Raw genomic sequence first — 23,794 nt, 5'->3', positions numbered from 1 at the left:
TATATGAAGGAAGAGATTTATGTTTAAGATGCAAGGTCAATAAACTTTATAGTATAATGAATAGAGAGGGAAAAAACGATGAAAGTGATTGATCAAGCTTTATTAGAAAAAGTCATTATTGAACGTTCTCGTCACAGCCATAAGGGAGATTACGGTCGTCTGCTCTTGCTAGGAGGGACCTATCCTTATGGGGGGGCTATCATCATGTCAGCCATTGCAGCTGTCAAAAGTGGGGCAGGTTTGGTGACTGTTGGCACGGATAAGGAGAATATTCTAGCTTTGCACAGTCATTTACCTGAGGCCATGGCATTTTCTCTTCAAGATCAGCAATTGTTAAAAGAGCAGTTGGAAAAGGCAGAAGTTGTCTTGCTAGGTCCGGGTTTGCGAGAGGATGCATTCGGAGAAGAACTCGTAAAACGGGTCTTTGACAGCCTTAGAAAAGACCAGATTTTGATTGCAGATGGCGGTGCTTTGGGCATCTTAGCAAAAGCTCATTTGACATTCCCATCTAGTCAGCTCATCCTAACCCCACACCAAAAGGAATGGGAAAGACTGTCTGGTATAGTTCTTGACCATCAAAATACAGAGGCGACTGCTAGGGCTCTTTCTGCTTTTCCTCAAAGGACGATTCTAGTCGAGAAGGGTTCAGCGACTCGTATCTGGCAAGCTGGCAAACCTGAATACTATCAGTTACAGGTTGGAGGCCCCTATCAAGCAAGTGGGGGAATGGGAGATACACTGGCTGGAATGATTGCAGGATTTGCAGGCCAATTCCGACAGGCCAGTCTCTATGAACGTGTGGTGGTAGCGACTCATCTGCACTCAGCCATTGCCCAAGAACTAGCTCAAGAACACTATGTGGTTTTACCAAGTCAGATTAGCTGTGAAATTCCAAAAACAATGAAAAAAATATCCCAAAAAGGCAATTGAAATCTTAATTGCCTTTTTTTATGTTTTCACAGCTGATTTATTTTTCTGGTAAGATTTTTAAATACCTCAGAACCAGCAACCAACTGCTGAACTTACGAAAAATTCTCACTTTTAAGGTCTTGATTTTTTATTAAACTCACAAATGAAGCAAGATTGTTAACAAAGTTGAGGGGTGTCAAATCATGCTTTTTTTGATATAATTTTTAATGATGAATGCAAGAAATGATCGGTATGTGGTCGTTGATTTAGAGGCGACCAGCACCGGAAGCAAGGCAAAAATTATTCAAGTAGGCATTGTGGTGATTGAGAATGGTGAAATCATCGATCAGTATGCGACTGATGTCAATCCCCATGAACCCTTGGATTCTCATATCAAAGAATTAACGGGTCTGACCGATCAGCGTTTGGCTGCGGCACCAGAGTTTTCTCAGGTGGCCGGAAAAATTTTTGAATTGGTTAAGGACGGTATTTTTGTTGCGCACAATGTACAGTTTGATGCTAATCTTCTTGCAGAATTCCTCTTTTTGGAAGGATATGAATTGCGTACACCGCGGGTGGATACAGTTGAGCTTGCCCAGGTTCTGTATCCTCAGTTTGAGAAATACAATCTAGGTATCCTTTGTCAAGAGTTGGGTATTGAACTAGAACATGCCCATACTGCCCTGTCTGATGCTCAGGCAACAGCAGAACTCTTGCTTTACATGCGTCAAAAACTCTTTGAGCTACCTAAAGGGCTCTTAGAAAGCTTATTAAACCTTGCAGACAACCTTCTCTATGAAAGTTATCTGGTGATTGAGGAGGTCTATCAGCAACAATCTCTCTTATCTTCGCCCGACTTGATGGAACTTCATGGGCTTTTCCTCAGAAAGGAAAGCAAAGCCTTAGTCCCACGAAAGTTATCCAAAGACTTTGCTAAAAACATTTCTTTATTGGGGCTGGAGGAGCGTCCGCAACAGTTGGAATTTGCGGAGAAGATTGAGCAATTATTGGAAGAACACCAGACTTCCTTTATCCAAGCCCAAACGGGACTGGGCAAGACTTATGGTTATCTCCTCCCAGCTTTGAACTTGGAGAGTCAAGCAGGTATCCTAGTGAGTGTTCCGACCAAAATTCTTCAAAATCAAATCATGCAAGAAGAAGGTCAGCGCTTAAAAGAGGTCTTCCATCTGGAAATTCATAGTCTCAAGGGGCCTCAAAATTATTTAAAACTGGATGCCTTTCACCGAGTTCTCCATCGACTGGAGTCCAATCGCCTTTTCACACGCTTTAAAATGCAGTTGCTTATCTGGCTAACAGAGACAGAGACAGGTGACTTGGACGAAATAGGGCAACTTTATCGCTATCAGCATTTTCTGCCAGAACTAGTCCACGATGGCAAGCTTTCAAAGAAAAGTTTATTTGCCACAGAGGATTTTTGGAAACGAGGGCAGGAAAAGGCAAAAACCAGTCGTGTTCTTCTGACCAATCATGCTTATCTGGTCACTCGTTTGGAAGACAATCCAGAGTTTGTCGATAACCGTTTAGTAATCTTGGATGAGGCTCAAAAAATGCTGCTAGCTCTCGAAAATCTAGCCCAGCAGGCTTATCGTCTTGAGGATCTTGTAACCCAGCTTGATAAGTCCTTGGAGACAGAGGAAGATTTGGTTCAGAAACGCTTGCTTGAGAGTATCGGCTTTGAATGTCGTTACTTGATGGAGCACTACCAGTCAGGCCTTAAGAATGGAAAGTGGTTGGATTCTCTTGAAGAGTTGCGCCAGCATTTTTCGGAGCTAGCTCTCCCAGAGTATAGAGAGATTGCAAACTTTTTCACCTCGGACCGTGAATTTTGGCTTGCTACAGCAGAGAAATCGAGCAAGGATGTCTTGATTTGTTCAAGTAAAAAAGGCCGCTTTATACTAGCAGACTTATTGCCAGAAGATTGTAGGCTCCTAGGAGTATCGGCCACTCTTGAAATCAGCAATCGGGTTTCCCTAGCAGATTTATTGGGATTTCCGGATGCTCCGCTTGTTAGGCTTGATGTAGCAAAACAGGAGCAACAAGAAGTCTTTCTAGTCGATGATTTTCCTCTTGTGACAGAAGTTTCACCTGTTGACTATGCTAGTGAAGTGGCTTCTGTCATTCGAAGCTTACAAGCCTTTCAAGAACCCATACTGGTCTTGTTTACTTCAAAAGAAATGCTGCTGGCAGTTTCGGACCTGCTCGACCAACCGCATCTAGCTCAGTATAAAAATGGGGAACCAAGTCAACTGAAAAAACGTTTTGAAAAAGGTGAACGCAAGATCTTGCTTGGAACAGGTAGTTTCTGGGAAGGGGTTGATTTTTCAACCCATCCTTGCGTGATCCAAGTGATTCCGAGATTGCCTTTCCAAAATCCCCAAGAGCCTTTAACAAAAAAATTAAACCAGGAACTGCGTCAAGAAGGGAAAAATCCTTTCTATGATTATCAGTTACCGATGGCGATCATTCGGCTAAAACAAGCCCTTGGTCGTACTGTTAGACGGCCCAACCAAGGTTCGGTTGCTCTAATCTTAGACAGTCGTGTTGTCAGCAAGCGTTACGGCAAACAAATCGCCCAGACCTTGTCAAAAGAAAGGGCTGTTCAGGTTCTTTCTAGAGAACAGCTAGAGCCTGCTGTAGCTGATTTTCTCCAATCCCGTCGCAATAGAATGAAAGAAAAATCCCAGAAAGAGAAAAGGTAAAAAATATGAAACGATCCTTCGACTCTCGAGTCGATTATAGCCTCCTCCTACCAGTGTTTTGTTTACTGGTGATTGGAGTAGTGGCCATTTATATAGCAGTTAGTCATGACTATCCAAATAATGTATTACCAATTCTAGGTCAGCAAATCGCTTGGATTTCCTTGGGGCTTGTCATTGGTTTTGTGGTCATGTTCTTTAATACCGAGTTTTTATGGAAGGTGACTCCCTATCTTTATGGTCTAGGGCTAGCTTTGATGGTCCTCCCCCTTGTTTTCTACAATCCAAATCTTGTAGCGTCAACAGGTGCCAAGAACTGGGTATCGATTGGTGGAACGACACTTTTCCAGCCATCGGAGTTCATGAAGATTTCCTATATCTTGATGTTGGCTCGAGTCATCGTACAATTCACTCAAAAACACAAGGAATGGCGACGGACTATTCCCTTGGATTTCCTATTGATTGGTTGGATGATCGCCTTTACCATACCAGTCTTGATCCTCTTAGCCCTACAAAGTGACTTGGGGACTGCCTTGGTCTTTGTAGCTATTTTTTCCGGTATGGTTCTCCTTTCAGGTGTTTCGTGGAAGATTATCATTCCGGTTTTTGCGACAGGAGTGACTGCAGTTGTAGGTTTCATGGCCATCTTTATAAGCAAGGATGGACGTGCCTTCTTGCATCAGATTGGGATGCCAACCTACCAGATCAACCGCATCTTGGCTTGGCTCAATCCCTTTGACTTTGCGCAAACAACGACTTACCAACAGGCGCAGGGACAAATTGCTATTGGAAGTGGTGGCTTGTTTGGACAAGGTTTCAATGTGTCCAATCTCCTCATTCCAGTACGCGAGAGCGATATGATTTTTACGGTGATTGCTGAAGACTTTGGCTTTATTGGTTCAGTCTTTGTGGTTGCTCTGTACTTGCTTCTTATTTATCGGATGTTAAAGATTACACTTAAGTCAAACAATCAGTTCTACACCTATATCTCGACTGGTTTTATCATGATGTTGCTCTTCCATATCTTTGAAAATATCGGTGCCGTGACAGGCTTACTTCCTTTGACAGGGATTCCTCTGCCATTTATTTCTCAAGGGGGATCCGCAATTATTAGTAACCTCATCGGTGTCGGTCTCCTCTTGTCTATGAGTTACCAGACAAACCTAGCGGAGGAGAAAAGTGGAAAAGTTCCATTCAAACGAAAGAAAGTCGTCCTAAAACAAATCAAATAAGGAGGCCACTATGGCAAAAGTAGCAGTTATTTTAGCCCAGGGTTTTGAAGAAATTGAAGCCTTGACAGTAGTCGATGTCTTGCGTCGAGCAAACATTTCTTGTGATATGGTAGGATTTGAAGAGCAGGTGACAGGATCGCATGGCATTCAGGTAAAAGCCGACCGTATCTTTGATGGTGATTTGTCCGACTATGACTTGGTCGTTCTTCCAGGTGGCATGCCAGGATCAGCTCACCTACGGGATAATCCAGCACTCATTTCACAGATTAAAGCCTTTGACCAAGCTGGAAAGAAAATTGCAGCTATCTGTGCAGCTCCAATCGCTCTCCATCAAGCAGGTGTCCTGAAAGACAAGCACTTCACCTGTTATGACGGAGTTCAGGAGCAAATTACTGACGGAATTTATCAAAAGCAAACAGTGGTTGTTGATGGCAATCTAACGACTAGCCGAGGACCGTCAACTGCCCTTGCCTTTGCCTATGAATTGGTAGAGCAATTGGGAGGAGATGCTGAAAGTTTACGAGGCGGCATGCTCTATCGGGATGTCTTTGGAAATCAACAGTAAGACGAGAGTTAGACTCTCGTTTTTTTTTTTTTTATTTGCTCTATGTCTAAAAAATGTTTCATATGATTGTCTAGCGCTTTTATATCAATCTTTTAAAAATCAATCAAGCTTCGTTTAACATAAGAAGGAAATCTATCTCTAGAAATGTTAGTGTTTTCAAGTTGTTCGATAGAATAGTTCAGATTGTTACTGAAATCAATAGATTCTTGAAAAAGATAGAATATTCAATAAATGCTATATTAAACGGTCTTATCATGCGAATTAATCTGCTTGTATTAATTTGAAATATAAAGTACTTTCTCTGTAATATAATTGAAACGTGTTACTAGTATATTAAAATTAGTAAGAATTTTTTGCATATACGAAACTGGGGGAGTGATATGTTGAAAGCATTTGGAAAAATATTCAAAGTCATTAGAGAATCAAAAAAAATGTCCCTGAAAGAGGTGGCTGCTGGTGATATTTCCGTGGCTCAGCTATCCCGTTTTGAACGGGGAGTCAATGGGATCACACTTGATTCTTTTTATTGCTGTTTAAAAAATATGGCCGTTTCCCTAGAGGAGTTTCAGTATGTTTACCATAATTACATTGATTCAGATGATGTGCTGTTCTCAAAAAAAGTAGCTGATGCATATCAGGAAAACAATGTTGTCAAGCTCCAAAATATTTTGTCAAGCTCAGAAGCTTTGACCGAACAGTTTCCTGAGAAGAAAAACTATAAACTCAATACAATCATTGTCAGGGCCCTCTTGTCCTCCTGTTGCTCAGATTTTCAGATTAGCAAGAAGGATATTGAATTCCTGACGGATCATCTCTTTTCTGTTGAGGAGTGGGGACGTTATGAACTCTGGCTTTTTACAAACAGTGTTGATTTGATGACCTTGGAAACGCTGGAAACCTTCGCTAGTGAGATGATCAATCGTACCCAGTTTTATAACAACCTACCTGAAAATCGCCGCCGTATTATCAAGATGCTACTTAATGTCATTAGCGTCTGTATCGAAGGAAACCATCTGCTAGTTGCTATGAGGTTTCTCAATTATCTCGACCACTCTAAAATTCCTGAAACAGATCTATATGATCGAACGCTGATTAAGTATCATAGGGCTCTTTACTCCTACAAGGTTGGGAATACCAATGCTCTCAGTGACATCGAGCAATGCCTATCTTTTTTTGAATTTTTAGATTCCTTTGGTGTTGCTCAAAAGCTTAAAGAACAGTTTGAAAGAATTTGCCTTTCATAGTTGTAGATGTGCAACAAAAAATGATCATTTTGAAAAATATACTAGAATAAGGGCATAACTTTATACTAAATTCAGAAGGAGGCTTTATGATGGAGAAAAAGATTCATTATAAGATGCATAAAGTTAAGAAAAACTGGGTAGCCATTGCTTTGACTACCTTAGCCCTTATTGTAGCACCGAAAGCACTTGGTCTAGAACCTGGTGTTGTCCATGCGGATGATGTAAAGCAGGTTGTAGTTCAAGAACCTGCTACAGCTCAGACTAGTGGTCCGGGTCAGCAAACTCCAGCCCAAGCTAAAATAGCATCTGAGCAAGAAGCAGAAAAAGCAACCCCTGCAGACAAGGTGACAGGCGATGTTGCTGCTAGTGAAAAACCTGCTAAACCAGCAGAAAATACAGAAGCAACAGTTCAAACCAATGCTCAAGAGCCTGCTAAATCAGCAGATACGAAAGAAGCATCTACAGAAAAGGCTGCTGTTGCTGAAGAAGTTAAAGCTGCTAATGCAATCACAGAAACTCCTAAAACAGAAGTAGCAGACCAGGATAAACAAGCAAGGCCAACAACTGCCCAAGAGCAAGATGACAACAAACGAGAAAAAACGGCTGTTGAAGACAAGATTGTTGCAAATCCAAAGGTTGCAAAGAAAGATCGCTTGCCCGAACCTGCTCAAAAACAGGAAGCAATATCTGAAAGAATGGTGGCAGATCAGGCTCAACCTGCACCTGTAAATGCTGATCACGATGATGATGTCCTATCTCATATTAAGACCATTGATGGTAAAAATTACTATGTTCAGGACGATGGTACAGTTAAAAAGAACTTTGCAGTTGAACTTAATGGGAGAATACTTTATTTTGATGCAGAAACTGGTGCCTTAGTTGATTCAAACGAATATCAGTTCCAACAAGGAACCAGCAGTCTTAATAATGAATTCTCCCAAAAGAATGCTTTCTATGGTACGACTGACAAGGATATTGAAACTGTAGACGGTTATTTGACAGCAGATAGCTGGTATCGTCCAAAGTTCATCTTAAAAGATGGAAAAACATGGACGGCTTCGACAGAAACAGACTTGCGCCCTCTTTTGATGGCTTGGTGGCCTGATAAACGTACTCAAATTAATTACCTCAACTATATGAACCAGCAAGGTCTGGGAGCAGGTGCTTTTGAAAACAAAGTGGAACAAGCTCTCCTGACAGGAGCTTCTCAGCAGGTTCAGCGCAAAATTGAGGAAAAAATTGGTAAAGAAGGCGATACCAAATGGTTGAGAACGCTGATGGGTGCCTTTGTCAAAACCCAGCCAAATTGGAATATCAAGTCAGAGTCTGAAACAACTGGTACTAAAAAGGACCACTTGCAGGGTGGAGCTTTGCTTTATACCAATAATGAGAAGAGCTCACATGCTAACTCTAAATTCCGTTTGCTTAACCGTACCCCTACTAGTCAAACAGGGACACCTAAGTACTTTATTGACAAGTCAAATGGTGGTTATGAGTTCTTGCTCGCTAACGACTTTGACAACTCTAATCCAGCTGTTCAAGCCGAACAACTCAACTGGTTGCATTTTATGATGAACTTTGGAAGCATCGTAGCCAATGATCCGACTGCTAATTTTGATGGAGTTCGTGTCGATGCGGTGGACAATGTCAACGCAGACTTGCTCCAAATCGCATCTGACTACTTCAAGTCTCGCTACAAGGTGGGAGAAAGTGAAGAAGAAGCTATCAAGCATTTGTCTATCTTGGAAGCTTGGTCTGATAACGATCCTGACTACAACAAAGATACTAAAGGTGCTCAACTAGCAATTGACAACAAGCTACGCTTGTCCTTGCTTTATTCATTCATGCGTAATCTATCTATCCGTAGCGGAGTAGAGCCTACGATTACAAATAGTCTAAATGACCGTTCTTCTGAAAAGAAAAATGGCGAACGGATGGCTAACTATATCTTTGTTCGGGCTCATGACAGTGAAGTACAAACTGTTATTGCTGACATCATCCGAGAAAATATCAATCCAAATACGGATGGTTTGACCTTTACCATGGATGAACTCAAGCAAGCCTTCAAGATCTACAACGAAGATATGCGTAAGGCAGACAAGAAGTATACGCAGTTCAACATCCCAACTGCTCATGCCCTCATGCTCTCCAATAAAGACTCTATCACTCGGGTCTACTATGGTGACCTCTATACCGATGATGGTCAATACATGGAGAAAAAATCTCCTTACCACGATGCTATCGATGCCTTGTTGCGTGCTCGTATTAAGTATGTAGCAGGTGGACAAGACATGAAAGTCACATATATGGGTGTACCTCGTGAGGCTGATAAATGGTCTTACAATGGTATTTTGACTTCTGTGCGCTACGGTACTGGTGCCAATGAAGCAACAGATGAAGGAACAGCAGAAACTCGTACTCAAGGGATGGCTGTTATTGCTTCTAACAACCCTAACCTGAAACTGAACGAATGGGATAAACTGCAAGTCAATATGGGAGCAGCCCACAAGAATCAATACTATCGCCCTGTGCTTTTGACGACCAAAGATGGCATTTCCCGCTATCTAACTGACGAAGAAGTGCCGCAATCGCTCTGGAAGAAGACAGATGCTAATGGTATTTTAACCTTTGATATGAATGATATTGCAGGCTACAGCAATGTACAGGTTTCTGGATATCTGGCTGTTTGGGTACCAGTTGGCGCTAAGGCAGATCAGGATGCTCGTACAACAGCAAGCAAGAAGAAAAATGCCAGTGGTCAGGTTTACGAATCTAGCGCAGCCCTTGATTCTCAGTTGATTTACGAAGGATTTTCTAACTTCCAGGACTTTGCAACACGCGATGACCAATATACCAATAAAGTCATTGCTAAAAATGTCAACCTCTTCAAGGAATGGGGAGTAACTTCATTTGAGCTACCACCTCAGTATGTATCTAGCCAAGACGGTACTTTCTTGGATTCTATCATTCAGAATGGTTATGCCTTTGAAGACCGCTACGATATGGCGATGAGCAAGAACAATAAATATGGTTCTTTAAAAGATTTGCTCAATGCTCTCCGTGCGCTTCACAGTGTCAATATCCAAGCCATCGCGGACTGGGTACCAGACCAAATCTATAACCTACCAGGTAAGGAAGTGGTAACAGTAACACGTGTCAATAACTATGGAACCTACCGTGAAGGTTCAGAAATCAAGGAAAAACTCTATGTAGCTAATAGTAAGACCAATGGGACTGATTTCCAAGGTAAATACGGTGGAGCCTACTTGGATGAGCTTAAAGCCAAATATCCAGAGATCTTTGAACGAGTACAGATTTCCAATGGTCAAAAGATGACAACAGATGAGAAGATTACCAAGTGGTCGGCTAAGTACTTCAATGGTACCAATATCTTAGGTCGTGGTGCTTACTATGTTCTTAAAGACTGGGCTAGCAACGACTATCTCACTAACAGAAATGGCGAGATAGTATTGCCTAAGCAATTAGTTAATAAGAATGCTTACACAGGATTTGTTAGTGATGCCAATGGTACTAAGTTCTATTCAACTAGTGGTTATCAAGCTAAAAATTCCTTTATCCAAGATGAAAATGGAAATTGGTATTACTTCGATAAACGAGGCTATCTTGTAACAGGTGCTCATGAAATTGATGGCAAGCACGTTTATTTCTTGAAGAATGGTATTCAACTTCGTGATTCTATCCGTGAAGATGAAAATGGTAATCAGTACTACTATGATCAAACTGGTGCCCAAGTTCTCAACCGTTACTACACTACTGATGGTCAAAACTGGCGTTACTTTGATGCCAAGGGCGTTATGGCTCGAGGTCTTGTCAAGATAGGAGATGGACAGCAATTCTTTGATGAAAACGGCTATCAGGTTAAGGGCAAGATTGTGAGTGCTAAAGATGGCAAACTTCGTTACTTTGACAAGGATTCAGGAAATGCTGTTATCAATCGTTTTGCTCAAGGTGATAACCCAAGTGATTGGTACTATTTTGGAGCAGATGGAGTTGCAGTGACAGGTCTTCAAAAGATTGGTCAACAAACACTTTACTTTGACCAAGATGGCAAGCAAGTCAAGGGTAAAATCGTGACACTTTCAGATAAGAGTATCCGTTATTTTGATGCTAACTCAGGAGAAATGGCAGTCGGCAAGTTTGCAGAAGGTGCCAAGAACGAATGGTATTACTTTGACAAAACTGGTAAAGCAGTGACAGGTCTTCAAAAGATTGGCAAACAAACACTTTACTTTGACCAAGATGGCAAGCAAGTCAAGGGGAAAGTAGTAACTTTAGCTGATAAATCCATCCGTTACTTTGATGCTAACTCAGGAGAAATGGCAGTCGGCAAGTTTGCAGAAGGTGCCAAGAACGAATGGTATTACTTTGACAAAACTGGTAAAGCAGTGACAGGCCTTCAAAAGATTGGCAAACAAACACTTTACTTTGACCAAGATGGCAAGCAAGTCAAGGGTAAAATCGTGACACTTTCAGATAAGAGTATCCGTTACTTTGATGCTAACTCAGGAGAGATGGCAACCAACAAGTTTGTCGAAGGTTCCCCAAATGAGTGGTATTATTTTGATCAAGCTGGAAAAGCAGTGACAGGTTTGCAGCAGGTTGGTCAACAGACTCTCTATTTCACGCAAGACGGCAAGCAAGTCAAAGGAAAAGTTGTTGATGTGAATGGAGTTAGTCGATATTTCGATGTCAATTCAGGAGAAATGGCTCGAAGCAAATGGATTCAACTTGAAGATGGAAGTTGGATGTATTTTGACCGCGATGGTAGAGGTCAAAACTTCGGAAGAAACTAATCGAATGTAGCTCAATAAAAATCAAACTTTATCTGACGATATACAAAAACGATAACTCCTTTAAAGGACGTTATCGTTTTTTGCCTGTTTGGAGAATAAATGACAATTGAAAAGAAAGATGGAATCATTGGAAACTGAAATGAATTAACAAGAGATTCCATATTGGAATAATCTTTTTCTGCACTCTATTGTGACATTCAAAGCAATGAGGATTCTATTTTTAAAGTTTGGAAATCCAAAATCGTTTCGTTTGCGAAAAATGACGCGGTTGTTAGTAGTTTCTATTTTTTTATTTGTACATTTGAGATAGGAAAGATTTTGCTTGATTATTCATAGAGGAGCTATTCTTCACAAAAAGGCTCCATCGATGCAATAGTGTTTTACTCTCTATAGAAATTATAGAGCCGAAAAATCTAGGAAATCATCGCTTTTTTCATAAAAAAATGGTATAATGAAGGGTATGAAATATCACGACTATATATGGGATTTAGGTGGTACCCTTTTGGATAATTATGAGTCTTCTACAGCAGCCTTTGTAGAAACCTTAGCCCAATATGGAATAGAGCAAGAACACGACCGTGTCTACGAAGCTTTGAAGGTTTCGACAGCTTTTGCCATTGAGAAGTTTGCACCAAATATCGAGGGGTTTTTAGAGAACTACAAAGAAAATGAAGCGCGTGAGCTAGAGCATCCAGTTTTGTTTGAGGGAATTCCAGAATTACTCAAAGACATTTCGGACAAGGGTGGTCGCCATTTCTTGGTTTCTCATCGAAATGACCAAGTGCTAGAACTTCTTGCTAAGACCCAGATAGCGAACTACTTCACCGAGGTGGTGACTGCCAGTTCTGGCTTTAAACGAAAACCAGATCCTGAGTCCATGATTTATTTACGTGATAAATATCATATTACATCTGGTTTGGTCATTGGTGACAGAAATATTGATGTAGAAGCAGGTAAAGCTGCTGGCTTAGATGCCTATCTTTTTAATAACGTTGCGACATTGAGACAAGCAATAGACATGTAAGAAAAGGGAAAAAATGACAGAAGAAATCAAAAATCAACAGGCACAGGATTATGATGCCAGTCAAATTCAAGTTTTGGAGGGACTTGAAGCTGTTCGTATGCGTCCAGGTATGTATATTGGATCGACTTCAAAAGAAGGTCTTCACCATCTAGTATGGGAAATCGTTGATAACTCAATTGACGAAGCTCTAGCTGGATTTGCCAGTCACATCCAAGTCTTTATAGAGCCAGATAATTCCATCACCGTTGTGGATGATGGGCGTGGAATTCCTGTTGATATTCAGGAAAAAACAGGACGTCCCGCTGTTGAGACTGTCTTTACAGTTCTTCACGCTGGAGGAAAATTCGGCGGTGGCGGATACAAGGTTTCAGGTGGATTGCACGGTGTAGGTTCATCAGTAGTAAACGCCCTCTCAACTCAACTAGATGTTCATGTCCATAAAAACGGTAAGATTCATTACCAAGAATATCGTCGTGGTCATGTAGTTGCTGATCTTGAGGTGGTTGGAGATACGGATAAAACGGGAACAACAGTTCACTTCACACCAGATCCAGAGATTTTTACAGAAACAACAACTTTTGACTTTGAAAAATTAAACAAACGTATTCAAGAACTAGCCTTTTTGAACCGAGGTCTTCAAATCTCCATCACAGATAAGCGTGAAGGTCTCGAACAGACTAAACATTACCACTATGAGGGTGGGATTGCTAGCTACGTTGAATATATCAACGAGAACAAGGATGTGATCTTTGATACACCAATCTACACAGACGGTGAGATGGATGATATCACAGTTGAAGTAGCCATGCAGTACACAACCGGTTACCACGAAAACGTTATGAGTTTCGCCAATAACATTCACACCCATGAAGGTGGAACACATGAGCAAGGTTTCCGTACAGCTCTGACACGTGTTATCAATGATTATGCTCGCAAGAATAAGCTACTAAAAGACAATGAAGATAACCTAACAGGGGAAGATGTTCGTGAAGGATTGACAGCTGTTATCTCTGTCAAGCACCCTAATCCGCAGTTTGAAGGACAAACCAAGACTAAATTGGGAAATAGCGAAGTAGTCAAGATTACCAATCGACTCTTCAGCGATGCCTTCTCTGATTTTCTCATGGAAAATCCTCAGATTGCTAAGCGTATCGTGGAAAAAGGGATCTTGGCTGCCAAGGCTCGTGTAGCTGCCAAGCGTGCGCGTGAAGTCACACGCAAGAAATCTGGTTTGGAAATTTCCAATCTGCCAGGAAAACTAGCAGACTGTTCTTCTAACAACCCTGCTGAAACCGAACTCTTCATCGTCGAAGGAGACTCAGCTGGTGGATCAGCCAAATCTGGTCGTAATCGTGAATTCCAAGCTATCTTGCCAATTCGTGGTAAGATCTTGAACGTTGAAAAAGCTAGCATGGATAAAATCCTTGCAAACGAAGAAATTCGAAGTCTTTTCACAGCCATGGGAACAGGATTTGGTGCAGAATTTGATGTCACTAAGGCTCGTTACCAAAAACTCGTTTTGATGACCGATGCCGATGTTGATGGAGCCCACATTCGAACTCTCTTGCTAACCTTGATTTATCGCTATATGAAACCAATCTTAGAGGCTGGTTATGTCTACATTGCCCAACCACCGATTTATGGGGTTAAAGTTGGAAGTGAGATCAAAGAATACATTCAACCTGGTGCAGATCAAGAAATTAAACTCCAAGAAGCCTTAGCACGTCACAGTGAAGGGCGTTCAAAACCAACCATCCAACGTTATAAAGGTTTGGGAGAAATGGATGACCACCAATTGTGGGAAACAACCATGGATCCTGAACATCGCTTGATGGCGCGTGTTTCGGTAGATGATGCTGCCGAAGCAGATAAAATCTTTGATATGTTGATGGGGGATCGAGTAGAACCTCGTCGCGAATTTATCGAAGAAAACGCTGTTTACAGTACACTTGACGTCTAAAAAATGTGGGAAATAGTTCCCTTGGTTTAAAAAATATGATATAATCATTACGATTGTTTCTAGTATAAAAGGAGTTTGATATGTCTAATGGACAACTAATTTATCTAATGGTTGCGGTTGCAGTCATTCTGATCTTAGCTTATGTAACAGCCATCTTTTTACGTAAGCGTAATGTAAGCAGATTAACGGCCCTTGAAGAAAGAAAAGAAGAACTCTACAACCTTCCTGTAAATGATGAGGTTGAAGCCGTTAAAAACATGCACTTGATTGGTCAAAGTCAGGTGACCTTCCGTGAATGGAATCAAAAATGGGTTGATTTATCTCTGAACTCATTCGCTGATATTGAAAACCACCTCTTTGAAGCTGAAAGCTACAACAATTCTTTCCGTTTCTTTAAGGCAACGCACAAACTTGATCAAATTGAGAGCCAAATCGGCTTGATTGAAGAAGACATTGCGGCTATTCGCAATGCCCTTTCTGAACTTGAAAAGCAAGAATCTAAGAATAGTGGCCGTGTCCTTCATGCTTTGGACTTGTTTGAATCCCTTCAACATACCGTTGCAGAAGATTCGGAGAAATATGGTAAGGCCCTTCCTGAGATTGAGAAACAATTGGAAAACATCCAATCTGAATTCTCTCAATTTGTTACCCTAAATTCATCAGGTGACCCGGTTGAAGCCGCAGCAATTCTTGATTCAACTGAAAATCATATTCTCGCTTTGACACACATCGTTGAGCGAATTCCAGCTCTTGTTGAAACCTTGACAAAGGAACTGCCAGAACAATTGGCAGATTTGGAAGAAGGTTATCGCAAGCTGTTGGATGCCAACTACCACTTTACAGAAACAGATATTGAATCCCGTTTCCAACTTTTGCATGAGTCTTTGAAAAATAATCAAGAAAATATTCGTCAGTTGGAATTGGACAATGCAGAGTATGAAAATAATCGCATCCAAGAAGAAATCAACGCACTTTATGATATCTTCACTCGTGAAATTGCAGCTCAAAAAGTGGTTGAAAGTCTTCTTTCGACATTACCAACTTATCTCAACCACTTGAAAGAAAATAATCAGGTGCTTGTTCAAGATCTTGAACGTTTGACTAAAACCTACCTTCTTCCTGAAAGTGATGGCAATCATGTTCGTCGTCTTCAAGCAGAATTGGCTGCACTTGATACAGCAATCATGGAAGTGACAGAGGACCAAGGTGAGTCAACACAAGCCTACTCTGCTCTTGAAGAACAGTTGGAAATGCTTCAAAGCAACCTCAAGGATATTGAGGATGAGCAAATCTCTGTTAGCGAACGACTTGCGCAAATTGAAAAAGACGACCTCAATGCTCGCCAAAAAGCAAATGTCTATGTGAACCGTTTGCATACTATCAAACGTTACATGGAGAAGAGAAACTTGCCAGGTATTCCTCAAAGTTTCTTGAAACTTTTCTTTACTGCAAGTCATAACACAGAAGATTTGATGGCAGAGTTAGAACAACCACAAGTGAATATTGAATCGGTTAAACGAATTCTTGAAGTCGCAACAAATGATATGGAAGCACTTGAAACAGAAACCTATGATATCGTTCAATATGCAACCTTGACTGAGCAACTACTCCAATACTCAAACCGTTACCGTTCATTTGATGAGCGTATCCAAGAGGCCTTCAACGAAGCGCTTGAAATTTTTGAAAAAGAGTTTGACTACCAGGCGTCATTTGAAAAAATTTCACAAGCCTTGGAAGTTGCTGAACCAGGAGTTACAAACCGTTTTGTAACTTCATATGAGAAAACACGTGAAGCGATTCGTTTTTAAAAATAGAAGCTTAGAAGATTTCTAAGCTTTTTTATTTTCCTAAAAAAGACAGAATCCCTGTTTATCATTGAAATAATAGCCTCGATTTGATATGATGGAAATATGAAAAAAAATAGAGCGAAACGTGTTTCTCACGATAAAACGAGAAGGCTATTGCTTTCCCTTGTTGGAATCTTAGGAATTGCTACGATTCTATTAGGAAGTGCTATTGGTTATAAGCTACTACAAAAGCAATCTTACGAACAAAAAATTGAAGCGTTAAAAAGCGAAAAAGACCAGCAATTCAACTCAGGTAGTCAGAAGGACCATTTCCGAAAAGGTCAAGCTGAGGTGATTGCCTACTACCCTCTGCAAGGAGAGGAAGTCATTGCGTCTGTTAGAGAAAAAATCAACCAGGATATCAAAGAAAAGCTGGAAGATAAAGAGGATTTGGTCTTTTATTATAGTGAGCAGTTGGACCCAGTCTTAAAGGGAGTTGTTGCTCGTAGTATCAGTAAGCAAGTTTACGATTTGTCTGCATCAAAGGTTGAAGAAAAAGAAAAGACTTCCTTAGGGAAAATTTTCTTGACTGAAGATGGGAAAGATTTTGACCTCAGTAAACTATTCAAAGATGTAAGTAAGGCTAAGGAACTCTTACTGAGTCAAATCAAATCAACTCTAGAAGATAAGAAACTTGACCAGGCAAAAATTGATCAAGTTATAAAGAGCTTCACAGACCAAGAATTGACATCTTGGAGCTTTGATTATAAGGATAGTCAAATCATCCTTTATCCTGCTAATCCAGGGGAGACTCTGGAGGAAATTGCCTTACCAATATCCAGTTTCTTTGATGTATTGGAGTCCTCTTATCTATTAGAAAAGGATGCTGAACTTTACCAAGCATACTTTGCTAAGAAAAATAAAAAGGTTGTAGCCTTAACCTTTGACGATGGTCCAAATCCAACTACAACCACACAAGCTTTGGATACTTTAGCTAAATATGGTGTAAAAGCAACCTTCTTTGTACTTGGTAAAAACATTGCAGGTAATGAAAATCTTCTAAAACGAATGAAATCAGAAGGTCATGTTGTAGGAAACCACAGCTGGAGTCATCCCGTTCTTTCACAACTTTCGCTCGAAGATGCTAAAAAGCAAATTACTGATACAGAAGATTTGTTAACTCAAGTTTTAGGATCAAGCTCTAAACTGATGCGCCCACCTTATGGTGCCATTACTGATGATATTCGAAACGGCCTTGATTTAAGCTTCATCATGTGGGACGTGGATAGTTTGGACTGGAAGAGTAAAAACGAGACAGCTATTTTGACAGAGATTCAACGTCAGGTTCGCAATGGTTCCATCATCCTCATGCATGATATCCATGGTCCTTCTGTTAATTCTCTACCAAGTGTTATTGAGTATTTAAAGGGTGAAGGGTATACATTTGTGACCGTTCCTGAATTGCTCAATTCTCGCTTGAAAGCTCACGAGATCTATTACGATCGTGATCAATAATTGTTAAAATCTAAAGGGGCAAGTGTTCTGATAATCAGGATTTTGTTTCTTTAGATTTTCTTCACATAGAAAGGAAAAACGATGAAATCTTACAACCTTAATAATGGAGTTTCAATTCCTGTACTAGGATTTGGAACATGGAAAGCTGAAAATGGAGAGGTAGCCTACCAAGCCGTTTTAGAAGCCTTAAAGGCTGGCTATCGTCATATTGATACTGCAGCTATCTATAAAAATGAGGAGAGCGTTGGACGTGCTATTCGAGATAGCGGTATTCCAAGACAAGAAATTTTTGTAACGACCAAACTCTGGAATACTAATCACAGCTATGATGAAGCTCGCCAAGCATTTGAAGAATCAATGGAAAAACTGGGATTGGATTATCTAGATTTGTACCTTATCCATTGGCCAAATCCAAAACCTTTAAGAGAAAATGACGAATGGAAAACTCGCAATGCTGAAGTCTGGAGAGCGATGGAGGACCTTTACCAAGAAGGCAAAATCCGTGCTATCGGCGTTAGTAATTTCCTTCCCCATCATTTGGATGCCTTGCTTGAGACAGCAAGAGTCATTCCAGCGGTCAATCAGGTGCGCTTGGCACCAGGAGTTTATCAAGAGGAAGTGGTTGACTACTGTAGAGAGAAAGGAATTCTCTTAGAGGCTTGGGGACCTTTTGGCCAAGGAGAGTTGTTTGAACAGAAAGAAGTCCAAGAAATTGCTGATAAGCATGGGAAATCAGTGGCTCAAATCGCCTTGGCTTGGAGTTTGGCAGAAGGTTTCTTACCTCTACCTAAGTCCGTAACAGCCTCTCGCATCCAGAGCAATCTCGACTGTTTTGGGATTGAACTCAGCAGAGACGAGCGAGAAGTCTTAAAGACAATTTCAGTGACTTCAGGCGCACCACGTGTGGATGAGATGGATTTTTAGTTTGTAAAATCGATTTATACCGAAATAACAAGGACTAGGAATTTTAAATCCTAGTCTTTTTGTGTATAAAAAATCTAAATTGTTTGTATAATGAAATAATTTTATGGATTGAAATATAGGAACGAATTTAAAAAACTTTGGCTTGATGGAGCAAATAACACGAATGATAAAATTAAATAAGTAAAATATATACGTAAATATTACATTTTTGTGACAATTCAGATTTTTATGAAAATTTATGATTATTTGCGTTATAATAGGTATACTTTAAAGAAAAAGGAGATTATTTATGAATAGACGACAACGTTTTTCATTAAGGAAATACAAATTTGGTCTTGCTTCAGTTTTATTGGGAACTGCATTGGTTTTTGGAGCAAGTCAAGTCAGTGCCAATGAGCAGAGTACAGGTGAAAATCAAGCTCAAACTCAGGAAATTAAGACAGAGCTAAAAGACGATAAACACTCAAACTTTGCGACTGACCAAACCAATACTAATGGGATTGCACCAGTAGTTGGAGAGAAACAAGAAGCTGAAACTTCTAAAGAGGATGCTAGTAAACAAGATACTAAGGTAGAAGCTCCGGTTGATAAAACTGCTGAAGCCCAAGAATCAGGAAAAGATAGCGCAGTTGCAAAAGAAGAAAATCAAGGTGTCGTTCAAAAAGAAACAACAGTCGATACCAGTACAGCGCCTGCTACTGAGAAGGCTTCTAACATAGAGAACAAAGAGGCTCAAGCAACGACAGCTCCTAAAACTACTGGAGAAACGGCAACTACTGAAAAAGAACAAGAAAAAGCTGAGTCTGCAAAACCCAATAGTCTTTCAAGCAATGATATCATCACAGTACCAAAAACTTGGAAGGCTGGTTACAAGGGGACGGGGACCGTTGTTGCCATTATTGACTCTGGGCTTGATTTGAATCATGAGGTTCTTCGAATTTCGGATCCGTCAAAAGCAAAATTTAAAAACAAGGAAGCTATCGAAGCAGCTAAAAAGGCTGCTGGAATCGATTACGGTAAATGGTATAGCGATAAGGTTGTCTATGCCTATGACTACTTTGACGGAACAGATAAAATCAAAGAAGCAGAAAGAACTTCTCATGGGATGCACGTAACAGGGATTGCAGCTGGAAATCCTGATAAAGAAGCACCGAATGGCGAAAAAGTTTATGGTGTGGCGCCAGAAGCCCAAGTCATGTTTATGCGTGTCTTTTCAGACCGCCAAAAAACGACCAGTTCTGCCCTTTATGTAAAGGCGATTGATGACGCAGTTGCCTTAGGAGCAGATGCCATTAATATGAGTTTGGGATCTAGCACAGGTTCTATGGTGGATGCTGGTTCTGATATTGTGGATGCCATCAAACGGGCTCGTGCCAAAGGAGTGTCTGTTCTTATCTCAGCAGGAAATAGCAATACATTCGGAAATGGTCATTCAAAACCGCTAGCTGAAAACCCAGACTATGGCTTGGTTGGAAATCCATCCACTGTTGAGGATTCGATTTCAGTTGCTTCTGTCAACAACAAAACATTGACGACAGCAGTTTTTGAAGTTAAAGGTCTAGAGGGAAATGCCGGCCTTCATAACGGAAAATTTGATTATAATCAACCTGAAGCAGATAAGGACTTTGAAAAAGGAAAAGAGTACGAATACGTCGAAGCAGGGTTAGGTCGTGAAGAAGACTTTGCGAAGTTGGATTTAACTGGGAAACTTGCCCTCATTCAGCGTGGAGCTATGAATTTTTCAGAGAAGATCAAAAATGCACGAAAACACGGTGCAGTTGGTGCTTTGATCTACAATAATGTAGAAGGCGCAAACATCAATATGTCTATTGATGATGAAGCAAAGAAAATTCCTTCTGTATTTATTTCTAAACAGTATGGTGAAGCCTTAAAATCAGGAAACTACAAGATTGTTTTTAATGACAAGATGGATAATCGTCCTTCTGATGTAGCCAATCAGCTATCTGACTTTTCAAGTTGGGGAGTGACTACCGATGGACAATTGAAACCAGATGTGACAGCTCCTGGTGGCAATATCTACTCATCCTTTAATGACAATACCTACGGTAGTATCAGCGGAACCAGTATGGCGGCTCCTCACGTTACGGGTGTTGCAGTTCTGGTTAAGGAATACCTTCAAAAACACCATCCAGAATTGACTCCTGAGCAAGTATCAGAGACTGTCAAGGCCTTGATCATGTCAACTGCAAAACCACATGTTAATAAGGAAACAGGCGCTTATACCTCTCCTCGTCAGCAAGGTTCTGGTATTGTGGACACAGCTGCTGCAGTTTCAACCGACCTCTATGTAACGGGTGAAAATGGTTATCCGAGTGTGACTTTGGGAAATGTTGGAGACCAATTTACTTTTAAGGTTACTGTACACAACATTTCAGATACTGACCGTACTCTCAAGATGGTAGTGAATACCAATACAGACGAAGTCCAAGATGGGAAATTCACCCTTCGACCTCGAAAACTAACGGAGACAGTCTGGCCTGAAGTGACGGTCAAAGCCCACAGCAGTCAAACAGTCACTGTTAAAGTGGATGCTCGAAAATTTGCTGCTGAACTCAGCAAACAAATGCCAAATGGCTATTTCCTTGAAGGGTTTGTTCGCTTTGTAGATCCAGCAGATGATGGGGATATTGTGAGTCTTGCATTTATGGGCTTCCGAGGAGAGTTCCAAAATCTCCCCGCTGTCGAAAAACCAATTTACAACCTTGTTCGAGAGGGGAAAAATGGATTTTACACGGAAGTAGACAAGGAAAATCCTGCCGTTAACTACTCTAATGATGCCACCTATCTCGCAACCTTGCAAAATGACCTTCTAGTGTCTAAAGGTCAACGCCAAGGACGCCGAATTACTGTTCTTGGGATTGAACAAAATGCTGAAGGTAAGCATGTTCTTCAGTTGGACGAAAAAGGGAATGTCCGTATTGCCATTTCTCCAAATGATGATGGAAACAAAGATCTAGTTGAATACAAAACGGTTGCTTTGAGAAATCTTGTAAATCTTCGTGCAACAGTTTATGCGGCTACGGATACTAAGCATGAACATCCTATTTGGGAGGGCGATGCAAAGGATCTTCGTAAGAATTATTTTGATGGTGACAGTAGAAATCTGAAGAGTTATATTCTAGATAATACTGCTTGGAGAGGTCAGGATTTTGATGGGAATACTGTTGCGGATGGTTTATATGACTATGTTATTAGTTACACACCAGACGTTCCAGGAGCCAAAGAACAATACACGACCTTCAAAATTCAAATTGATACTCAAAAACCTGTCATCACAAGTGGTTATATTCGCTTTAAAGATGGAAACCAAGAATTCGTAGCTCGCAAACCCAAAGATGTGGGTCAAGGCGGTATCCTTTCAGAAAAAGTCTTCTATATCACACCATTTGACCAAAAAGGGACCATGGTTCTAACTGGAAAGGACCAGTCTGGAACGCGTGCGCTTGAGAACACCCATCTGATTAAGGCCAATGCTGACGGTAGTTATACACTTCCTAAGGATGTTGACAAGGCTAATATTTACTATCTTGTTGAGGACTATGCAGGAAATGTAGACTATATCTCGCTTGCTGAACTTGTCCGCGATCAAAATAGTGGTCGAGTGAAAATCGCCTTGAAGGATGCAAAAACAAACCAAGATATTGATACCCTCTACGTCTATCGAATCAAAAATAGCAAGGGGCAATATGTTGATGTTGACAAGACAAAAGCGATTCATTTCTTACAGTTTGGTCATTATACAGCAGAAATTTTCAGTTACGACCGAACAGAATTGAAATTTATCAGTGCCTTGTCCCAAGAGTTTGACTTGACGGAAGAAAATAGTTTCCAAACCATTACCTTCCTAGCAAATCTCCTAGAATATGCACCTGTGTCTGTTTCCTTCAATCAAGCAGTTCCAAAGACGACTACTGTGGTTCTGAAAGGAGAAGATGGGACAAGTATCACTCTTCCTGCTGAAAAATACGGTCAATACGCCTTTGGTAAGAAAGTTGCTACAGGTCGTTATACTGTACAAGTCACCTTGCCAACTGGATATGAACTCCTTGAAGATCTCGTTTCCTTGCTCGTTCAGCCAGGCCGAAATAATGCTTTGCGTCTATCTATTGTGTCTAAGTTGGCCTTGCTTGCTGCGGTAAATCAACAAAAAGAACTGGTAGAAACGTCTCGTTACTTTAATAGTAGTGCAGATAAGAGAAAAGCTTATGACCAAGCTTTCCAAGTGGCGCAGTCAGCCTTGTCAAGCAAGTTGAAGCAAGAATTGATTGATGGCGTTCTCGCTAGTCTTGAAGCTGCTGGTAAGGCTTTGGATGGAAAAGATTCGAACGTTACAGCCTTGAAAGAAGCTATGAAAGCATACTATGCAACGACTAAAACTGGACGATATGCTAATGCCAAGGAAAAAGTACGTCGAGCTTATGATCGTGCCTTCCAAGAAATTGCTTTACTCGCTGTGGACCCTAAAGTCAAACAAGATCAAATTGACCAATCTCTCATTGCCCTAGCAACAGCTAAAAGCAAATTAAATGGCAAAGCTACTGACTTCTCTAGTCTGAAGAAACTGGTCAAAGATGAACGCCTTTTCCAAGAAAAAAATGCGAGATTTATCTACGCAGATAAGAAAGAAAAAGCTGCTTATCTTCTAGCCTTTAAAGAAGCTCAGGAACTCTTGAATGATCCAGGAGCGAGCCAAGAAGATGTTAAAGATGCCATTACAGCATTGAAACAAGCCAAGAGAAATCTGCATGGCAAAAAACCAAAAGCGAAAAGACATCCTTAAACAGGACTTTCTGAAGCTTTACTATTAAATGAGTCTGGAACTTTGGTTTCAGACTCATTTTTGGTTTACACTAGCTAGAAAATCTGCTATAATACTAGCTAGGAAAGAAAGTCTTATGGCGTTCTTCAAGCGAGCTTGGGGTAGTGGGAGCCAAGTAGAACAAGGTAAGAAACTGGCGCTTTCTGTCGTATTTTTAAAAACAATGAAGTAATAAATTAGGGTGGAACCGCGTTTCTGACGCCCCTAGTCGCAAGGCTTGGGTGTTGAAATTCGGTTCTTTTTGAATTTCGTCTAATGCCTAA

At 40.8% G+C, this 23,794-nt stretch carries 12 protein-coding genes; all 12 read left to right on the top strand.

Annotation, left to right across the window (positions count from 1 at the left end; all coding sequences use genetic code 11):
- Positions 1-78: 78 nt before the first annotated feature.
- Complete coding sequence (locus O3655_RS02955; protein ID WP_308697045.1) at positions 79-930, top strand: NAD(P)H-hydrate dehydratase; 852 nt, start codon at positions 79-81, stop codon at positions 928-930.
- Between the two features lie 209 nt (positions 931-1,139).
- Positions 1,140-3,629 (top strand): bifunctional DnaQ family exonuclease/ATP-dependent helicase, encoded by a 2,490-nt coding sequence (locus tag O3655_RS02950; protein ID WP_371641222.1) that lies wholly within the window; start codon positions 1,140-1,142, stop codon positions 3,627-3,629.
- Positions 3,630-3,634: 5 nt separating this feature from the next.
- Positions 3,635-4,858, top strand: a complete 1,224-nt coding sequence (locus O3655_RS02945; RefSeq protein ID WP_308697047.1) for an FtsW/RodA/SpoVE family cell cycle protein — start codon at positions 3,635-3,637, stop codon at positions 4,856-4,858.
- A gap of 10 nt (positions 4,859-4,868) precedes the next feature.
- On the top strand, positions 4,869-5,423 hold the full coding sequence (locus O3655_RS02940) for a DJ-1 family glyoxalase III (protein WP_308697048.1): 555 nt from the start codon (positions 4,869-4,871) through the stop codon (positions 5,421-5,423).
- 380 nt (positions 5,424-5,803) lie between these two features.
- Positions 5,804-6,667, top strand: a complete 864-nt coding sequence (locus tag O3655_RS02935) for a helix-turn-helix domain-containing protein (RefSeq protein WP_049478876.1) — start codon at positions 5,804-5,806, stop codon at positions 6,665-6,667.
- A gap of 86 nt (positions 6,668-6,753) precedes the next feature.
- Complete coding sequence (locus O3655_RS02930) at positions 6,754-11,481, top strand: glycoside hydrolase family 70 protein (RefSeq protein ID WP_371641155.1); 4,728 nt, start codon at positions 6,754-6,756, stop codon at positions 11,479-11,481.
- 460 nt (positions 11,482-11,941) lie between these two features.
- Positions 11,942-12,505: an HAD-IA family hydrolase gene (locus O3655_RS02925; RefSeq protein ID WP_049520806.1), complete on the top strand. Its 564-nt coding sequence runs from the start codon at positions 11,942-11,944 to the stop codon at positions 12,503-12,505.
- A 13-nt stretch (positions 12,506-12,518) separates the two neighbouring features.
- Positions 12,519-14,465 carry a DNA topoisomerase (ATP-hydrolyzing) subunit B gene (gene gyrB, locus O3655_RS02920; RefSeq protein ID WP_070838120.1) on the top strand — a complete coding sequence of 649 codons (1,947 nt, stop codon included), beginning with the start codon at positions 12,519-12,521 and terminating at the stop codon, positions 14,463-14,465.
- A gap of 80 nt (positions 14,466-14,545) precedes the next feature.
- The gene (gene ezrA, locus O3655_RS02915; protein ID WP_308697051.1) at positions 14,546-16,273 is read left to right on the top strand and encodes a septation ring formation regulator EzrA; all 1,728 of its coding nucleotides are present in this window, start codon (positions 14,546-14,548) and stop codon (positions 16,271-16,273) included.
- 102 nt (positions 16,274-16,375) lie between these two features.
- Entirely contained in the window at positions 16,376-17,767 is a 1,392-nt protein-coding gene (gene pgdA / locus O3655_RS02910; protein ID WP_084943757.1) for a peptidoglycan-N-acetylglucosamine deacetylase PgdA, read from the top strand.
- Positions 17,768-17,848: 81 nt separating this feature from the next.
- Positions 17,849-18,691, top strand: a complete 843-nt coding sequence (locus tag O3655_RS02905; protein WP_049484615.1) for an aldo/keto reductase — start codon at positions 17,849-17,851, stop codon at positions 18,689-18,691.
- A gap of 289 nt (positions 18,692-18,980) precedes the next feature.
- Positions 18,981-23,492 carry a S8 family serine peptidase gene (locus tag O3655_RS02900; protein ID WP_371641154.1) on the top strand — a complete coding sequence of 1,504 codons (4,512 nt, stop codon included), beginning with the start codon at positions 18,981-18,983 and terminating at the stop codon, positions 23,490-23,492.
- Positions 23,493-23,794 lie beyond the last annotated feature (302 nt).

Origin of the sequence: Streptococcus sp. 27098_8_70 (assembly GCF_041432215.1) — a bacterium.
GTDB classification, from domain to species: Bacteria; Bacillota; Bacilli; order Lactobacillales; family Streptococcaceae; genus Streptococcus; species Streptococcus oralis_CP.
The sequence above is the reverse complement of the archived record's forward strand: the minus strand, read 5'-3'. Positions and strand labels throughout refer to the sequence as shown.